Annotated in this window: 13 protein-coding genes and 1 pseudogene; 7 read left to right on the plus strand and 7 right to left on the minus strand. The window is 42.4% G+C overall.

The annotated features are described in order from the left end of the window. Nucleotides 1-153: 153 nt before the first annotated feature. From HHA43_RS04145 to HHA43_RS04155, 3 genes are all read right to left on the minus strand, one after another. Nucleotides 154-642, minus strand: a complete 489-nt coding sequence (locus tag HHA43_RS04145; RefSeq protein ID WP_168460617.1) for a hypothetical protein — start codon at nt 640-642, stop codon at nt 154-156. A gap of 144 nt (nt 643-786) precedes the next feature. Continuing rightward, nucleotides 787-2,037, minus strand: coding sequence for a YncE family protein (locus tag HHA43_RS04150; RefSeq protein WP_168417814.1), 1,251 nt, complete (start codon nt 2,035-2,037; stop codon nt 787-789). Between the two features lie 446 nt (nt 2,038-2,483). Continuing rightward, complete coding sequence (locus HHA43_RS04155; RefSeq protein WP_168460615.1) at nt 2,484-5,471, minus strand: heavy metal translocating P-type ATPase; 2,988 nt, start codon at nt 5,469-5,471, stop codon at nt 2,484-2,486. An 84-nt stretch (nt 5,472-5,555) separates the two neighbouring features. Between HHA43_RS04155 and HHA43_RS04160 the strand changes: the two genes are divergently transcribed. The 3 genes from HHA43_RS04160 to lon all read left to right on the plus strand — a co-directional run bounded on the left by HHA43_RS04160 (nt 5,556) and on the right by lon (nt 9,235). Further along, nucleotides 5,556-5,936 (plus strand): MerR family transcriptional regulator, encoded by a 381-nt coding sequence (locus tag HHA43_RS04160; protein WP_168417816.1) that lies wholly within the window; start codon nt 5,556-5,558, stop codon nt 5,934-5,936. Nucleotides 5,937-6,004: 68 nt separating this feature from the next. Continuing rightward, nucleotides 6,005-6,595: a 5-formyltetrahydrofolate cyclo-ligase gene (locus HHA43_RS04165; protein ID WP_168417817.1), complete on the plus strand. Its 591-nt coding sequence runs from the start codon at nt 6,005-6,007 to the stop codon at nt 6,593-6,595. A gap of 213 nt (nt 6,596-6,808) precedes the next feature. Further along, nucleotides 6,809-9,235 carry an endopeptidase La gene (lon, locus tag HHA43_RS04170; RefSeq protein ID WP_168417818.1) on the plus strand — a complete coding sequence of 809 codons (2,427 nt, stop codon included), beginning with the start codon at nt 6,809-6,811 and terminating at the stop codon, nt 9,233-9,235. Between the two features lie 357 nt (nt 9,236-9,592). Here lon and HHA43_RS04175 read toward each other — a convergent pair whose 3' ends face one another. Further along, nucleotides 9,593-10,558 (minus strand): M28 family peptidase, encoded by a 966-nt coding sequence (locus HHA43_RS04175; RefSeq protein WP_168460614.1) that lies wholly within the window; start codon nt 10,556-10,558, stop codon nt 9,593-9,595. Nucleotides 10,559-10,716: 158 nt separating this feature from the next. Between HHA43_RS04175 and rlmH the strand changes: the two genes are divergently transcribed. Together rlmH and HHA43_RS04185 are read left to right on the plus strand one after the other, a co-directional pair. Continuing rightward, entirely contained in the window at nt 10,717-11,199 is a 483-nt protein-coding gene (rlmH, locus tag HHA43_RS04180; protein WP_168460612.1) for a 23S rRNA (pseudouridine(1915)-N(3))-methyltransferase RlmH, read from the plus strand. A gap of 148 nt (nt 11,200-11,347) precedes the next feature. Continuing rightward, a complete protein-coding gene (locus HHA43_RS04185; protein WP_168541783.1) occupies nt 11,348-12,124 on the plus strand; it encodes a dioxygenase in 777 nt (258 codons plus the stop codon). A 160-nt stretch (nt 12,125-12,284) separates the two neighbouring features. Here HHA43_RS04185 and gdhA read toward each other — a convergent pair whose 3' ends face one another. Next, the gene (gene gdhA, locus HHA43_RS04190) at nt 12,285-13,628 is read right to left on the minus strand and encodes an NADP-specific glutamate dehydrogenase (protein ID WP_168541792.1); all 1,344 of its coding nucleotides are present in this window, start codon (nt 13,626-13,628) and stop codon (nt 12,285-12,287) included. Nucleotides 13,629-13,962: 334 nt separating this feature from the next. On the opposite strand from gdhA, the pseudogene HHA43_RS04195 reads away from it, so the two are divergent. Both HHA43_RS04195 and nth read left to right on the plus strand, forming a co-directional pair. Continuing rightward, nucleotides 13,963-14,778 (plus strand): annotated as a pseudogene (locus HHA43_RS04195) (RnfABCDGE type electron transport complex subunit B); the annotation flags it as partial. Between the two features lie 92 nt (nt 14,779-14,870). Further along, nucleotides 14,871-15,539, plus strand: coding sequence for an endonuclease III (gene nth / locus HHA43_RS04200; RefSeq protein WP_168541801.1), 669 nt, complete (start codon nt 14,871-14,873; stop codon nt 15,537-15,539). Nucleotides 15,540-15,643: 104 nt separating this feature from the next. On the opposite strand, the gene HHA43_RS04205 is transcribed toward nth, so the two are convergent. Both HHA43_RS04205 and adk read right to left on the minus strand, forming a co-directional pair. Continuing rightward, complete coding sequence (locus HHA43_RS04205; protein WP_168417824.1) at nt 15,644-15,850, minus strand: hypothetical protein; 207 nt, start codon at nt 15,848-15,850, stop codon at nt 15,644-15,646. 128 nt (nt 15,851-15,978) lie between these two features. Next, a complete protein-coding gene (gene adk / locus HHA43_RS04210; RefSeq protein ID WP_004970717.1) occupies nt 15,979-16,638 on the minus strand; it encodes an adenylate kinase in 660 nt (219 codons plus the stop codon). Nucleotides 16,639-16,716 lie beyond the last annotated feature (78 nt).

Consider the following 16,716-nt stretch of genomic DNA (forward strand, 5'->3'; position numbering starts at 1 on the left):
TGACCGACTCAGGCTCTAGTTACACGCTTGGCAACAAGACATTAACAGAGTGCGAATTAGTCCTTGACTATGTTTGATTACATTTTAAGGAACAGTTTAAGTTCAAACAGTGGCGTATTATGTGATGCGTTTTTAACTCAGTTATGTGTTTTTTTACTGCTTTCCCTGTTGTTTTAAACGTGCAATATGCAAATCAATTTGATTGGCGATTTCAGGCAAAATCTGTTTTAAAAACAGACTATAGCCCAAAGCATCTTCCAGCTTTAAAACACCTGCTTGCACCAACTGTTCCTGCTGAAAAAGCATGGACTGTACTTGATTTAAATCAGGTTTTTGCCCCTGACTTAAACCTAGACTAATTTGCTCAAAACTCCAGTACAATTGGTCACGCTGCTGAATTAAAGCTGCCTGAGTAGACTCCTGCTCCTTGCCCTCAGTCTGTATAGGAAAGAACGCTGTTTGTGCTGTATTTTCAGCGTGTAACGTCAGTATTGGGCTCATTGCTGTAGGCGTTACATTCGACCGAACTGTTTCTGTTTCTGTTACGGGTGCTGGTGGTGGTTGAAACACATAGACCACCACAAACAATACAGTGACTGCAATAATAAAAAAACCAATGCCGAGCCATCGTGGATGTTTCATGCGCTTGCTCCAAACGCAAAGCATCTTCAATTTTTAGCGACAACGACATATCAGTGATTTTTTGGATAATCACACTTTATTCAATGCACTAAAATCTGCAAAAATTATAGTTTTTAAGATGCTTCACGCTACCTGATTGGTTAGTTAAGGGGTTGACCAATCGCTAGGAGCGTAGCCCAAACGCACCCGTTGTGGATGATTACCTACAGGCACGCTACGCACTTTTTCACCTGTAGCAAAGTCAATCACGGTCACTACATCGGTTTCACTTTCTGAAATCACACAGCTTTTCCCATCCGGGCTACGGGTTGCCCAATATGGTTTACCCGCAGCAATTAACTTGCCTGCTTTTAAGCTTTGACGGTCTACGATGGTCGCATAATCATCCATCGTGCCTGCTACACATAGTTTTTCACCATCAGCGCTGATAGATAAACCATGATGACGTGAATCATTGACCCATTTGCTGCGGTCTTTCGGAATCGTACTGCTACCTGGTAACTGTGCAACACGTGTCACCTTATCGGTTTTTAAATCATATTCAACCAAACCATTGAAGAACGATACCTGTGCATACAATTTGCTTTCATCTTTACTCAAGACCATAGGGCGCACAGAGTTGGATAAATCTTTACGTCCAAAAGCATCTAAAGCAGGTCTAAAATCAATTTTTTTCAGAACTTTATAAGTGTTGGCATCGGCAATGGTAATTAATCGCTTACCTTTGGTGAAATCTTGCCATTGTGCATCCATCGAGGTTTCTACATTGCCAATTGCAGAGTTTAAAATTTTGCTTCCACCTGCAAAGTAAATATTTTCATGCGGTTTATCTCCCGTGGAGAAACGCCCCAATTCTTTACCCGTATGAATATCTAGAACATGCACCACATTCCCAGAAGATGCCGATACTGCTACACGTTGACCATCTGGCGAAACAGCCATGTGGTCGGCACGAAAACCTTTTACAGGGGTACGCCAGTTGATTTTTCCTGTTTTAATATTGATAGAGACGACATCAGCAAAACTTGGACGCGATGCCACAATAGACTGACCATCTGGCGTGGAGTACATGTCATCCACCAGTTGATCATTGCCCTCGCCTGCGGTTTGCTGAATGTAGGTATAGGCAATTAGTTTGATAGGGTTCAGATGGATTTCCAGTAGCCGTTGTTTCCGATCGGGAATCATGTTGACCACCCCAATTTTGCCAAAATCTTGCGATGGGCGAATCACTGTTACAGTTCCATCCCAGTTATTCCCCACAAAAAACACCTGTTGAGTATTTGGCGGTTGTGGCAAATTACTGGAATCGGCATAACTTTGTGCACTCACTGCAGCGCCTAAAGCAAGCACAGTTTTACAAAGATATTGCAGCATCTTGTTTGAATAATTCATGCGTGTGTTCTCCCTGAACGGCAAAATGCATGTTGTTGTTTTTATTTTCACGTGTGTTTTTACGTCATTTTTATTGTTGACTTCAGTTGTATTTGAATAGCTTATGCTTAAATTTCTTCAGCTTATTCAATGTGCATAGCATACGCATATTGAATATTTTGCGTCTACCACTACAGCCCAACTATCCGATAGCAGACCAACTTTCAGATAAACTGAAACACTTAGCTGAAAGTGAGCAATGTTCAAAACCTTACTCACGACTACAACGACTATTCATACAAACAGCCATACTTTGTGCAATTTTCTATCAACAGCAAGCCATAAAAAAGCCCTATCACAATGACAGGGCTTTTTTAAAATTCACGACAACTTGCTCAGGTCTGGTCGATCGGTCTTGACAAGGTATCAATCATTACACCGAGCCAAAGGATCGCAACTGAGCCAAGTTATTTTGACTTTTGCAAGCGCAGTGCATTAATTACAACTGACAATGAGCTGAGCGACATAGCCACGGCAGCAAACATTGGGGTGAGTAATAAACCCGTGATTGGGTAGAATACCCCTGCAGCAACTGGAACGCCCAAACCATTATAAACAAAGGAAAATGCAAGGTTTTGTTTCATGTTTTTTACCCCCAGTTTGGCCATGTGAATTGCATGTGCTACACCACGAATATCTCCTTTAACCAAGGTCACTTGTGCAGTTTGCTTGGCAATATCGGTACCATTCCCCATGGCAATACCCACATTGGCCTGTGCCAGTGCAGGTGCATCATTAATACCATCTCCCGCCATCGCAACAATTTTGCCTTGGGCTTGATACTGTTTCACAATTTCAAGTTTTTGCTGTGGTGTGCAGTTACCGTGTACATGCTGAATACCCAATTCATTCGCCACTAATTGCGCATTTTTCTCGTGGTCACCTGTTGCCATCACCACTTCAATACCATCTGCAATCAGTTGATCAATCACTTGATGCGCATTGTATTTTAATGCGTCATGGATGGAAATGTAGGCCAGAACTTGTGTCGAACTTACCAAGAAACTGATTACATTTCCCGCAGAGCGTTGCTGATCCATTTTGGTTTGAACCTCGGAACTTAAAGATAGACCTAACTGTTCAATCAGTTTTTGACTGCCTACATAATAAGTTTGTCCTTCAATTTCACCTTTTACCCCAAAGCCTGATACATCTTCAAACTGTTCAACTTTGCTCAACTGCGTTTGTGGTACCAATTGGGTTAAAGTCTGTGCAATCGGATGGGTTGAAAATTGCTCCAGCGAGGCAATCCATTGTTCTGCCTGCGTTTGAGTCAAGTCACTGCTCAATACCTGAATTTCTTTTAAACTTGGCTTACCTTCAGTCAATGTCCCTGTTTTATCTATAATCAAGGTAGTGACCTTACTCAAGGCTTCAATTGCTTCGGCATCTTTAAACAGTACGCCTTTTTGTGCTGCACGTCCTGTCGTTGCCATGACCGACATCGGAGTAGCCAAACCTAAAGCACATGGGCAGGCAATGATCAGTACCGCCACCGCACACATTAGTGCTAAATCAAATTGTGCCTTGCCAAAAATCATCCATGCAATAAAAGTCAGCAAGCTAATTACTAACACACTCACCACAAAGTATTTAGCAAAGATATCGGCCAAGCGTTGCAACGGTGCTTTAGAGCGTTGTGCTTCTGCCACAGTCTGAATCATTTTAGCCAAAGTGGTATTACTGCCCACCGCAGTGGTTTGAATACGAATACTTCCCTGCTGATTGACAGTGCCACCAATAACCTGATCATTCAGCTCTTTTTTCACAGGTACAGGTTCACCCGTCATCATAGCTTCATCGACGTAGGTTTTACCCTCTACCACCACGCCATCTAATGGAATTTGCTCACCCGATGCAATTTGCAAAATATCACCTTTTTTGACCATGGCAATATCTACTTCGGTGATTAAATCACCCTGTACCAATTTGGCAGTATTGGCTTGAAGTTTTAACAAAGACTTTAATGAATCTGCAGTTTTGGCACGTGCTTTTAACTCTAAAATTTGCCCGAGCAAACTTAAAGACACAATCATACAAGCAGCTTCATAGTAAACCGCAACGCCATGCCCTGTTTTAGCTTCCATCGGAATCACACTTGGGAAAACTGTAGCCACCACACTGTAAATAAAGGCAGCCAACACCCCAACGCCAATCAAACTCCACATATTTAAATTGCGGGTTTTATAAGAGCTAAAGCAACGTTCAATAAACGGTTTACCCGCCCAAAGCACGACTGGAATAGATAAGACCAGCTCAATCCACGGTTGAATATGCTGTGGAATAAAGGCATGAATATGCGAACCCATCGCCAAAATAAAGACTATTAGGGTCAGAGGTAAAGTCATCCAGAAACGATGACTAAAATCCACCAGTTCAGGGTTCGGGCCTTCGTCCAAGCTTGGTTGCATTGGCTCTAAAGCCATACCGCAAATTGGACAGGTACCCGGCCCTTTTTGAATAATTTCAGGGTCCATTGGGCAGGTGTAGTCCATATCTGCCGCACCTTCAGGCACAGGACGCTGATCGGGTGGAATTAAATAAAATTCTGGATCATGCGTAAATTTATCTAAACAAGATGTGTTACAGAAATAATATGTCTGGTTTTGATAATCAGTTTTTAGGTCTGTGCTCACATCTACCGACATACCACAGACAGGGTCAATTTCGGTATCACCACTCACCGCTTGTGTAGAACCACAACACCCCATTTTAGGTGCAGTTTCAACATTTTTAGGTGCACAGCAAGCTGAACTTTGTGCAGTCGAAGCAGGTTCCACCTTGCTAGATGAGCCGCCAAAACAAGTACTTGTTTTGATAGGAGCAGCTTTTTCTGTATTACAGCAGCCACTTTTTGTACTGAGATATTGCTCAGGCTGCTGCTGAAATTTGGTCAAGCAGCTCGCACCACAAAAATAATACATCTGCCCTTCATACGTGGTGTGTGGCTTATTTAAATCTGTCACGGTCATGCCACATACTGGGTCAATATAACTTGGCTGTGTTACCACATCTGTTTCTGGCGTATTACTACAGCCACAACCTTTGCTTACAGGCATTACTGTAGTTGCTGTTTTTTCTTTACCTGCGCAACAAGTTGAAGATGCTGCTGTTACATCAGTACTTTGCGCTGTATTCGAGTCAGTGTTTTGCATACTGGTTTGATTTTGCACACTTGTACCCTGCTGACGATACATTTCAGGCTGTGCAATAAATTTTTTCTGACAATGTTCACTGCAAAATAAATAGCGTTGCTGCTGATGTTCGGCATCGACATCATCTACAAAAAATTGGGTGTTTGGTTTTACCTGCATGCCACACACGGGGTCAATGCTGAATACCTCAGTGGCTGTTTGCTGTTTTGAGCAGCAAGATTTTTTATGTTGTTCGCTCATCTTACTTACCTACTCTGCAGATTCATTTGTGGTAGCATAAAGGCTGTACCTAGGTACGGAGTCAACCCTTTTTATGAGGTTTTTATGCTCACCATTGGAAAACTTGCCAAACATTGTCATGTGAATGTGGAAACCATCCGCTATTATCAACGTATTGGTTTATTGCGTATTCCTGAAGTACAAGGCAGCTATCGTTATTACAGCGAACAAGACATTGAAACCCTAAACTTTATTCAAAAAGGTAAAGATGCAGGCTTGCAATTGAATGAAATTCAGGAATTATTGCAATTACAATTAGATGACCGTGAGCAAGTGCGGCATGTGATTGAACAGCGTTTGGCAAAAATTGACCAACGCATTCATGAATTGCAGGCTTTAAAAAACCGTCTAGTGACCTGGATTGACCATTGTAAAAGCACCCAAGACAGCAATTGCCCTATTTTACGTGAACTGAAAAATAAATAGGCAATCTTGTAGTGTTTAGTCTTGGTTCAAGGCGCCGCTTTAATTTTTACCCATAAGGATCAGTTTGAATGCAGTTGTCGGAACTCAAAACTTTACGCAAACAACTTCGACAACAGCGCAGAGCTGTGACACGCACACAACAGCAGCAAGCCCAACAGGCCGTTTTGCAGAGTCTTATACGCTTCCCAAAATTTCAGCAAGCACAAAAAATTGGCCTCTATTTACATGCTTTTGGTGAAATTTATACCCAAAGCATCATTGAATATTGCTTTGCTCAAGGCAAGCAGGTGTATTTACCCATCATTTGCAATATGAATCAGCGTTTGCGCTGGGTACGCATCAGCCAACAGCAATACCGCAATCGACGCTTTTCACACCATCCATTAGGTATGCAGGAACCCATGAGCAGCCGTGGTATGGCTGTCACCCACCTAGATCTTGTCCTGATGCCATTACTCGCCTGCGACATACATGGCACACGCATTGGGATGGGGGGTGGTTATTATGACCGCACTTTGGCTACAGCACCTCGCCATCCCTATCGTTTAGGTCTGGCACATGATTTTCAGTTTATTCAGGCAAACTTGCCACGTGAAAGTTGGGATCAACCCTTAGATGCTCTGCTTACACCACAGCGTTTTTTACGATTTAAGCGTTAAAAAAATGAGCAACTGGGCGTTGTTTTTGCTCATCTGCGCAGATAAACAGCGAATAAATTTTCATGAATTGATCATTTTGACTGAGTAGATCAATTTAAAATCACATATTTAGCTACTTTTTAAACAATTTGTGTTGACCTGCCCTTGTATTTTAAAAAATACCCATCACTATTAAAAACATGGCAACACCGTTGTCACTCATTAGGAGTGCCCATGTCTGAAATTATTATGAATCAAGAAACCTTAGAGCCTCAGGTTCCAAGTGTATTACCGCTTTTAGCGCTACGTGATGTGGTGGTTTATCCGCACATGCAAATTGCGCTATTTGTAGGTCGTGAAAAATCGATCAATGCAGTTGATGTGGCTCGTAACAGTGACAATCTAGTATTTGTAGTTGCGCAAAAAGATTCGCTTACAGAAGAAATTGATCACGACAATTTATATCAATACGGTACTGTCGCGAAGATTGTGCAAGTTGTGAATCACGAAAATGATGAAAACTGTATCAAAGTGCTGATTGAAGGCTTATACCGCGCCAAACTCGAAAAAATTATTGATGAAGACGCGTATTTGACTGCTGAGCACAGCTTAAGCTCAATGACTGTGGCGATTGATGAAAACACTCAAGCCACTCGCCTGCAAGAACTCCGTGCCCTATTTGCGCAATATGCAGAAGCAAAATTACGCAATGCACGTGAGCTGATCGCAGCAGCCAATAAAATTGATGACTTATTACAGTTATTGTTCTTTGTTGCCACACGTGTGCCACTGAATATTGATGTGAAGCAAAAATTCCTCGAACACGATGAATTTGAAGCGCACTTAACTGAATTGATGACGTATCTCTTGCAACAGTCTGAAGAACAACAGATTGAGCAAACGTTGCATGACTCAGTGAAACGCCAGATGGAAAAAAATCAGCGTGAATACTTCTTAAACGAGAAGATGAAAGTCATTCAACGCGAACTGTCAGATATGAATGGCGGTGCAGAAGATGATGTCGCTGAGATTGAAAAACGTTTGGCTGAAGCTGACTTGCCTGAGCATGTACGTAAAAAAGCAGAAGCTGAGTTCCGTAAACTTAAAGCGATGCAACCTGCGTCTAGCGAAGCGGCAGTGGTGCGTAACTATCTAGAAGTCATTTTAGATACACCATGGAACAAAGCCAGCAAAGTCAGCATCAACCTGAACAAAGCTCAGGAAATTTTAGATGCCGATCATTACGGTCTAGATGAAGTCAAGGACCGTATTGTGGAATATCTTGCTGTGCAATCTCGCGTGAAAAAGCTCAAAGGCCCTATTCTGTGCTTGGTTGGCCCTCCAGGTGTAGGTAAAACTTCTCTGGGTGAATCGGTTGCCAAAGCAACAGGCCGTGAGTTTGTGCGTATGGCTTTGGGCGGTGTGCGTGATGAAGCTGAAATTCGTGGTCACCGTCGTACTTATATTGGTGCGATGCCAGGTAAAATTGTGCAGTCATTGACCAAAGTGGGTGTAAAAAACCCACTGTTCTTGCTCGATGAAATTGACAAAATGGCACAGGACTACCGTGGCGACCCTGCTTCTGCTTTGCTTGAAGTACTTGACCCATCACAAAACAACAAGTTTAACGATCACTACTTAGATCTGGACTTAGACTTGTCAGAAGTGATGTTCATTTGTACTGCCAACAGCATGAACATTCCTGAAGCGTTATTAGATCGTATGGAAGTTATTCGTCTGCCGGGTTATACCGAAGATGAAAAAGTGAATATTGCAGAACGCTATCTTGTACCGAAGGCCATCAAAAATAATGGCTTACGTGCTAAAGAATTGACTGTTCATGAAGAAGCGATTCGTGACATCGTGCAACGCTATACGCGTGAAGCAGGTGTGCGTAGCCTAGAACGTGAAGTGTCAAAAATTGCCCGTAAAGTGGTTAAAGAAGCGGTCAGCAAAAAAGCTAAAAACCTTGAGATTGATGTCACTTCTCAAAACTTGCCAGACTATCTTGGTCCACACAAGTTTGACTATGGCATGGCGGAAGAAGAAGCAGAAGTCGGTCGTGTAAATGGCTTGGCATGGACTTCAGTGGGTGGTGAATTACTCACCATTGAAGTCGCTACCATGAAAGGCAAAGGCAATTTCATTACCACAGGTTCATTGGGTGATGTCATGCAAGAGTCAATCAAAGCGGCTATGACCGTCGTGCGTACCCGTGCTGACAGTCTAGGCATTGAAGCGACTGTATTTGCTGAAACTGATGTTCACGTACACTTACCTGAAGGTGCAACACCAAAAGATGGCCCATCGGCAGGTTTGGCGCTGACTACAGCATTGGTATCTGCCTTCACAGGTATTCCAATTCGCCCTGACATTGCCATGACAGGTGAAACTAGCTTGCGTGGTCGTGCAATGCGCATTGGTGGCTTGAAAGAAAAACTGCTTGCAGCACACCGTGGTGGCATCAAGTTGGTCTTCATTCCTCAGGAAAACGTGCGTGACTTGTCTGAAATTCCAGACAATGTCAAAGAAGGCTTGGAAATTAAAGCTGTGAAAAGCATTGATGAAATCTTGCCTTTGGCACTGACCAGTATGCCAAAACCTTTGACTAAGGCTCCAATTGTGAAGCCTGTGGCAGCAGGTAAAGCAGCACGTCACTAAGTCAACGGCCTGCTTGAACATGAGAACTTCACAAAAGAGCACTGCGGTGCTCTTTTGTTGTTAGTGCTATTGGTTTAAAACCAAAAATTTTTCTTAATTTTTAAACATTTAAAATTTATTTCACACCATTTGCTTGAAAAATAGGCAAAGCATCCACATATATTTAAGTAAGACACATCGCGCTGTATGTTTCTTATTGTTGGGTCTGTATGGATAGACCCATTTTAAATTGATCTAGCAGCCTTAAATTATAGCTTGCTTTATGGTCTGGTCATCCATATCTCCAGGTGGATGACCTTTTAACCGCAGTCCTAGTACTATTCAGGGCTGCGTTTTTTATACACGAAGATTATCCGATCAAGGCTGTAATACTTGCTGAACCAAGCCATTCACCACAGCAGCCATTTTTTCCACATTCAGCGTTTTCACCGTGTCTGCAGCGCTATGTCGTTGCGGATTGCGATAGCTGCCTGTATCGGTAATTAAAATAGCTGGAATATCATATTTCCAATAATTTAACTGATCTGAAACATCCATGCCTTTTACAAAGCTGGGAGCCACCACACGCTCACATTGCAACTGATCCAAACGCAGCATGGCATCGCAATAAGCCAAGCTTAGATCACGCGACTGCATATTGCTGAATGCCGCAATAAAGTTGCCATGACTTGGATAAATCCACTTTAAACCAATCGGGTAATTCTGCACCAAATTGCTATCATAATAACCAATCATATCCAGCACAAAGACTGCACGAATCTTTTCTTTTTCAGCCTGTACCGATTTGGCATGTACAAAACTGCCCATCAACTCCGTTTTAAAAAATGGTGGCTCCGCCAAAGTATAAAAGACAAACTCAACATTTTGGCTCAGTTTGTTTTTTTCCTGTGCCAAAATTCGGGCTGTTTCCAGTACCCCAGCCACACCAGAAGCATTATCATTTGCGCCCTGCTGCTGTCCATACACATCGTAATGCGCACCAAAAATTGTTTTTTTAGCCGCACCTACGTTTAATTTGCACACTACATTGCGGTAAGTTTGTTGATTGACCGTATAATTCTGAAACTGACAGGGTATGCCAAATACACGCATTTGTTCACGAATCCAAGCCGACACGCGATTTAGTTCGTTTACATTTTTATGGTGTCGATACTGCTCGGAACTGCCAATGCCCTGCTGCCCAATCACCTGCTGCAGATATACAGTTAAATTCTGTGGCTCTGCTTCTGAATGTGCCGTTCCAGCAAATGCTGGAGAGATCATCCCAACCATAGCAATGCCAAGCATGCCTAAATTTAAACGCTGAACATGTAAAGCGCGCATTGTGATGATTCCATTCCAAAATAAAGCCCTGAGGATTGCTGAGTATTAAAGCAACAGCCTGTTGGCAAATTCAATTGCAAATTGTGTCGTTACACAGCGCTTGTGTTGAATCATGGTTATAATGCGAGATTCTTAATACTGACCGCTTGCACTCGCTTATGAAAATTCGAATTCTGACCATCGGACAAAAAATGCCAGCTTGGGTATTAACCGGTTTTGAAGACTATTTCAAACGCATTCAACCGTTTGTTCAGACCCAAATTATTGAACTCCCTATGGCAAAGCGAGGCAAAAATGACTCTGAAGCTGACATTTTGAAATATCGTCAAATTGAGGGCGACAGTATTTTAAATGCAATGAAAGCCAATGAAGTGTTGATTGCGTTAGAAGTCGGTGGCAAAGAATTTAGTACTGAAAAACTGGCAGATACGATGAAAGGGTGGATGCTAGAGGGTAATGATGTAGTCTTGGCAATTGGTGGCCCAGATGGTCATTCTGAAGCGGTACGTAAAGCCGCAGCTTGGCATTGGTCGCTGTCTAAACTGACCCTACCACATCCACTGGTTCGTGTAATGCTCATTGAACAGCTATACCGCGCCATGAGCATTAACCACAATCATCCTTATCATCGTGCAGGTTAAATACGATCATAATTCATCTTTGAGATACCGAAACATCTTCAATTCAAGTGACGTTGCAAAGCTGCAACATAGCGTTGAATAAAAGTACATTTCACTCATCTGCTTTTTTTGAGATGCTAGCAAGGCACAGGCTTTTAGGGATTTTGGCATGAACTTACAGACATTACCCGGTTTATTTATCTCGCATGGTTCACCCATGTTGGCACTCAATCCTGAACAGGTTGGGCCTGCGCTGCATCGTTTAAGTTCTAATTTGCCAACACCGCAGGCCATAGTCGCAATGTCTGCACACTGGGAAAGTAATTCTTTAGAAGTCAATACAGGTATTCGCCCTGAAACATGGCACGATTTCCGTGGCTTTCCTGAAGAATTATACGCCCTGCGCTACCCTGCTCCGGGCTTACCAGAACTTGCCGAAGATATTTTACAACGCCTGGCGGATGCAGGCTTTGCTGCGCATGCCAACAGCACCCGACCGCATGACCATGGGGTGTGGATGCCGTTGTTGCACATGTATCCCGATGCCAATATTCCTGTGATTGCGGTTTCGCTGCCAATAAATATGAGCGCAGAACAGATTTATCAGATTGGTCAAAGCCTTGCTCCTTTACGTGAGCAACAAATCTTGCTGATCGGCTCAGGCAGTATTACCCATAACTTACGTGAATTGTCATGGCACACGGCTGATGCAACTGTACCTGAATGGGCCTCTAGCTTCCGCAACCGTGTGGTACAGCATTTAGGCCACAGTGATTATGATGCAGTGCTCGACTGGCAGAATTTACCTTATGTTGCGCGTAATCACCCAACCCTTGAGCATTTTGCCCCTTTATTTTTTGCGATGGGTACGGGAGATCGTTTTAGTATTGTGCACAGCAGTTTTAGTATGGGCTCACTTGGCATGGACATTTACCGTTTTGATTAAGCCCTAACCTAAACAGGTGAAAAAGTATTATTTTAAATGAGCTATGTTTTGGATTTTGACGACAACTTATAGCGAGTTTTAGCAATTTGAAAATCTGAGTCCCATAAAAAACCGATGCAATCTTGCATCGGTTTTTTGAAAGTCTATTTAAGCGAATAGCTTAGAATACACCTTGAGACAGCATTGCATCGGCAACTTTTACGAAACCAGCAATGTTCGCACCGTCTACATAGTTAATAGTACCATCTTCTTGAGTACCGTATTTCACGCAGTTACGGTGAATTTCTTTCATGATTGCATGTAAGCGCTCATCAACTTCTTCAAACGTCCAACCTAAACGGATTGCGTTTTGAGACATTTCAAGACCAGAAGTTGCCACACCACCCGCATTCGATGCTTTACCTGGTGCGTATAAGATTTTCGCTTCTACGAATCTCTCAACAGCTTCTAAAGTTGAAGGCATGTTCGCACCTTCAGCCACACAGATTGTGCCATTCGCAAGTAAAGTTGCTGCATCATCACCATTCAACTCATTTTGAGTTGCACATGGTAATGCGATGTCACACTTGATCCCCCAAGGACGTTGACCTTCAAGATATTCAAAACCGTGTTTAGACGCAAATTCAGAAATACGACCACGTTTTACGTTTTTAAGTTCCATTACTTCACAAAGTAATTCTGGTGTGAAACCTTCTTTTACGTACACAGTACCGTTTGAGTCAGAAAGTGAAACGACTTTCGCGCCCAAGTACATCGCTTTGTCTGCAGCGAATTGTGCTACGTTGCCTGAACCTGAAATTGCAACGACTTTATCTTTGAAGCTATCGCCACGTGTTTTGAGCATTTCCTCAGCGAAATACACAGTACCGTAACCCGTTGCTTCTGGACGCGCCAAAGAACCACCGAAAGACAAACCTTTACCTGTGAATACACATGAAGTGTCATTGCTGAGCTTCTTCATCATACCCGCCATGTAACCTACTTCACGGCCACCCACACCAATATCACCCGCAGGGATATCTGTGTTAGAACCTAAATGACGGTATAACTCGATCATCAACGCTTGGCAGAAACGCATGATTTCGCCTTCAGACTTACCTTTAGGGTCAAAGTCTGAACCGCCTTTACCACCGCCCATTGGCAATGTAGTCAAAGCGTTTTTAAAGGTTTGTTCAAAACCTAAAAATTTTAAAATAGATAAGTTCACTGAAGGGTGGAAACGCATTCCCCCTTTAAATGGACCAATTGCTGAGTTGTACTGTACACGGAATGCACGGTTTACATGAGTTTGACCTTGGTCATCTACCCATGAAACGCGGAATTGAATCGCACGCTCAGGCTCAACCAAACGCTCAAGCAAACCATGTGCTGCATATTGAGGGTTCTTTTCAATGAATGGCCAAAGGCTAGTCATTACTTCTTCTACAGCTTGTAGAAACTCTGGTTGATGTGCATCACGTGTTTTAACGTAATCTAGGAATTCGTTAAGGCTGTTGTATTTCAACGCTTAATCCTCAGCAGAAAATGGATCAAAATTGGTCAAAATTTCAATCAATGATATATTTTGGCGCAAAATATTAAATATCTTTTGTTAACAATCTACAATAGTTTTTTTCAAAAAACTTTAAAACATTTGTATTTTCATAAATTTAACTTATTTTTTAGCGTGTTAAGCCTATAAGTTAATGTAACAAATTAATTCATAGTTTTGAGCATTTTCGCCCAAAAAGCTAGCAGTAATTGTACTGAATTTGCGCACAAGCCTAAAAGCAGAAATCGTGCTAAAATCATCGACCTAGAATTTTGACCTCGTTTTATCTTCCGTTTTCTACTGCTGTTTAGGCGGTATTGGTTTGTCCATGAATTCGCAAATTGCCCTGATCCAAAATATTGATGCACTGCTTCCACAAACCCAATGCGGTTTATGCGGGCATCGTGATGGTTGTTTACCTTATGCCAAAGCGATCGCTGAAGGTGAAGCGGCCAATAAATGCGTACCTGGTGGACAACCTGTTGCGGATGCCTTGGCAGCTTTATTACAACGGCCTGTATTGACCGCAGAAGCCAGTGTTTGGCCTGTGCAGGCAGATGGACGCCCACAACGTATGAAAGCGCTTATACGTGAAGATGAATGCATTGGCTGCACCAAATGTATTAATGCCTGCCCTGTAGATGCAATTTTAGGTTCAGGCAAACTTATGCACAGCATTTTGACCGACTTATGTACAGGTTGTGAACTCTGCATTCCACCTTGTCCAGTCGATTGCATCGATTTAGTTGAAGATACCCAACCCTTGCTGTCTGAAAGCGCACGTGTGGCAGAACAGCATGATTTACGTCAACGCTACTACGCACACATTCAACGTGAAGAACAACGTCGTTTACACCGCAAAGGCCCTGTGGTACGTGCAGAAATTGATACAGAACTGTTTGCTCAATTTACAGCACAAGCAAATGTGGCTGTACCTGTGATTGAATTACCTGTGCAAAAAACGGAACAAATTTCCACAGCCGATGCGCAAACCACCATTGAACTTGCAAAATTACGCACACAAATTAAAAAGTTAGAAAAACAACTGAGCGTGCGTGAAGATGAGAAAAAACGTGTCATGCTTGCCAATTTACAACAACAATTACGTGAATTAGGAGCATAAACATGTCCTTAAAAAGCACGACTTTAAAAGCCAAGCCTGTTAAAGAAGCGTCAAAAAAAACGGTTACGGTCAAAGAAAAATCTTCAAAAAACATGACCAAAAAACAGATTCAGACTTTTTTTGAACGCTTGCGTGAGCAGCGCCCTAACCCAACCACTGAGCTTAATTTTTCCAATCCTTTTGAATTATTGATTGCCGTGACTTTATCGGCTCAAGCTACGGACGTCAGTGTCAATAAAGCCACTGACAAATTGTTTCCTGTTGCCAACACACCTGAAGCGATTTATGCCTTAGGTGTAGATGGCCTAAAGGAATATATTAAAACCATTGGACTATATAATTCCAAAGCAGAAAATGTCATTAAAACCTGTAAAATTCTGATCGAAAAACATGGCAGTATCGTGCCGAATAATCGAGCCGATTTAGAAGCTCTGCCCGGCGTGGGTCGTAAAACAGCCAATGTGGTACTAAATACCGCTTTTGGACAACCGACTATGGCCGTAGATACGCATATTTTCCGCTTAGGTAACCGTACAGGTTTGGCTGTGGGTAAAAATGTTTTAGAAGTTGAACACCGTCTGATTAAAGTTATTCCTAAAGAATTTTTAATTGACTCGCATCATTGGCTGATTTTGCATGGCCGTTATTGTTGTATTGCCCGCAAACCTAAATGTGGGGAATGTGTGGTGTCTGATGTTTGTAATTGGCCTGATCGCTTTGAATTTGGGGCACATCGCAGTATTACAATGCACGAAATCTAGCTTGAGCAATCTCTAACTAAGCGTTTCAATAAACAGACTGTGCCAAACAACGAAGACAATGTGGATAACTGTGCAATCTATACACAATCACAGCATGAATAAATCTACTTATCTTCAGGGTCTGATGTATGAGATGACTGCTCGCTTTGTTGTTGCTTCAATTTCGGATGCAGTTGATAGTGATTGCCAGTTTTCTTCTCTGCTGAATCTTGCGCTTGCGTATTGCGCAACAATTTATAGCTCACAAAAACAAGAAAGCCTAAAACGGCAATACTTGCCAATAACATGATGATCACAGCAGCATGTTGCAAAGCACTCTCCCAAACTGAAACAAATAAAAAGAGCCCTAATATGAATCAGGACTCTTTTAAAGTCAAAACAAGCAGCCTGTTTAAACGATTTTATTTTCTTTTAAACAGACTTGGTCTAAGACCTAGACTTATTTTGCTTGGTCTAAAATAGCAAACAAATCTGCTTGAACTTCTTCAATTGGACGAAGACCATTCAATTTGTTATAGCTTGGTGCATTTTCACCAGAAGCAGCACGACCTTGATAGAAGCCAACCAATTGCTCAGTTTCTGAGTGATACGCTTTTAAACGTTTACGAATAGTTTCTTCTTGGTCATCTGGACGTTGAACCAAATCTTCGCCAGTTTCGTCATCTTTACCTTCCACTTTTGGTGGGTTGTAAACAAGGTGATAAATACGACCAGATGCAGGGTGCTGACGACGACCAGACAAACGCTGTACGATTTCTTCGTCTGCAACATCAATTTCAATCACGTGGTCGATATTGATGCCTTCGCTTTCCAAAGCTTCAGCTTGTGGAATGGTGCGAGGGAAACCATCAAAAATACAACCATTCACGCAATCTGGCTGCGCAATACGCTCTTTCACTAAGCCAATGATTAGTTCATCAGATACCAAACCGCCACCGTCCATGACGCTTTTGGCTTGTAGACCTAATTCAGTACCTTCACGAATTGCAGCACGGAGCATATCACCGGTTGAAATTTGTGGGATATTGTAGCGCTTACAGATCAACTGAGCTTGTGTACCTTTACCTGCTCCAGGTGGTCCGAGTAAGATAATGCGCATAAAAAAACATCCTCATTTTAACAATGTATTTGACACTCGTTGCATATCAGAGCCATCGCCCTTTACGCAGCCAGCATC

Origin of the sequence: Acinetobacter sp. A2 (genome assembly GCF_012371325.1) — a bacterium.
Taxonomy (GTDB): domain Bacteria; phylum Pseudomonadota; class Gammaproteobacteria; order Pseudomonadales; family Moraxellaceae; genus Acinetobacter.

Coding starts and splice junctions, on each gene's coding strand:
- HHA43_RS04145 (WP_168460617.1), bottom strand. CDS start 642: ATGAAACATCCACGATGGCTCGGCATTGGTTTTTTTATTATTGCAGTC.
- HHA43_RS04150 (WP_168417814.1), bottom strand. CDS start 2,037: ATGAATTATTCAAACAAGATGCTGCAATATCTTTGTAAAACTGTGCTT.
- HHA43_RS04155 (WP_168460615.1), bottom strand. CDS start 5,471: ATGAGCGAACAACATAAAAAATCTTGCTGCTCAAAACAGCAAACAGCC.
- HHA43_RS04160 (WP_168417816.1), top strand. CDS start 5,556: ATGCTCACCATTGGAAAACTTGCCAAACATTGTCATGTGAATGTGGAA.
- HHA43_RS04165 (WP_168417817.1), top strand. CDS start 6,005: ATGCAGTTGTCGGAACTCAAAACTTTACGCAAACAACTTCGACAACAG.
- lon (WP_168417818.1), top strand. CDS start 6,809: ATGTCTGAAATTATTATGAATCAAGAAACCTTAGAGCCTCAGGTTCCA.
- HHA43_RS04175 (WP_168460614.1), bottom strand. CDS start 10,558: ATGCGCGCTTTACATGTTCAGCGTTTAAATTTAGGCATGCTTGGCATT.
- rlmH (WP_168460612.1), top strand. CDS start 10,717: ATGAAAATTCGAATTCTGACCATCGGACAAAAAATGCCAGCTTGGGTA.
- HHA43_RS04185 (WP_168541783.1), top strand. CDS start 11,348: ATGAACTTACAGACATTACCCGGTTTATTTATCTCGCATGGTTCACCC.
- nth (WP_168541801.1), top strand. CDS start 14,871: ATGACCAAAAAACAGATTCAGACTTTTTTTGAACGCTTGCGTGAGCAG.
- adk (WP_004970717.1), bottom strand. CDS start 16,638: ATGCGCATTATCTTACTCGGACCACCTGGAGCAGGTAAAGGTACACAA.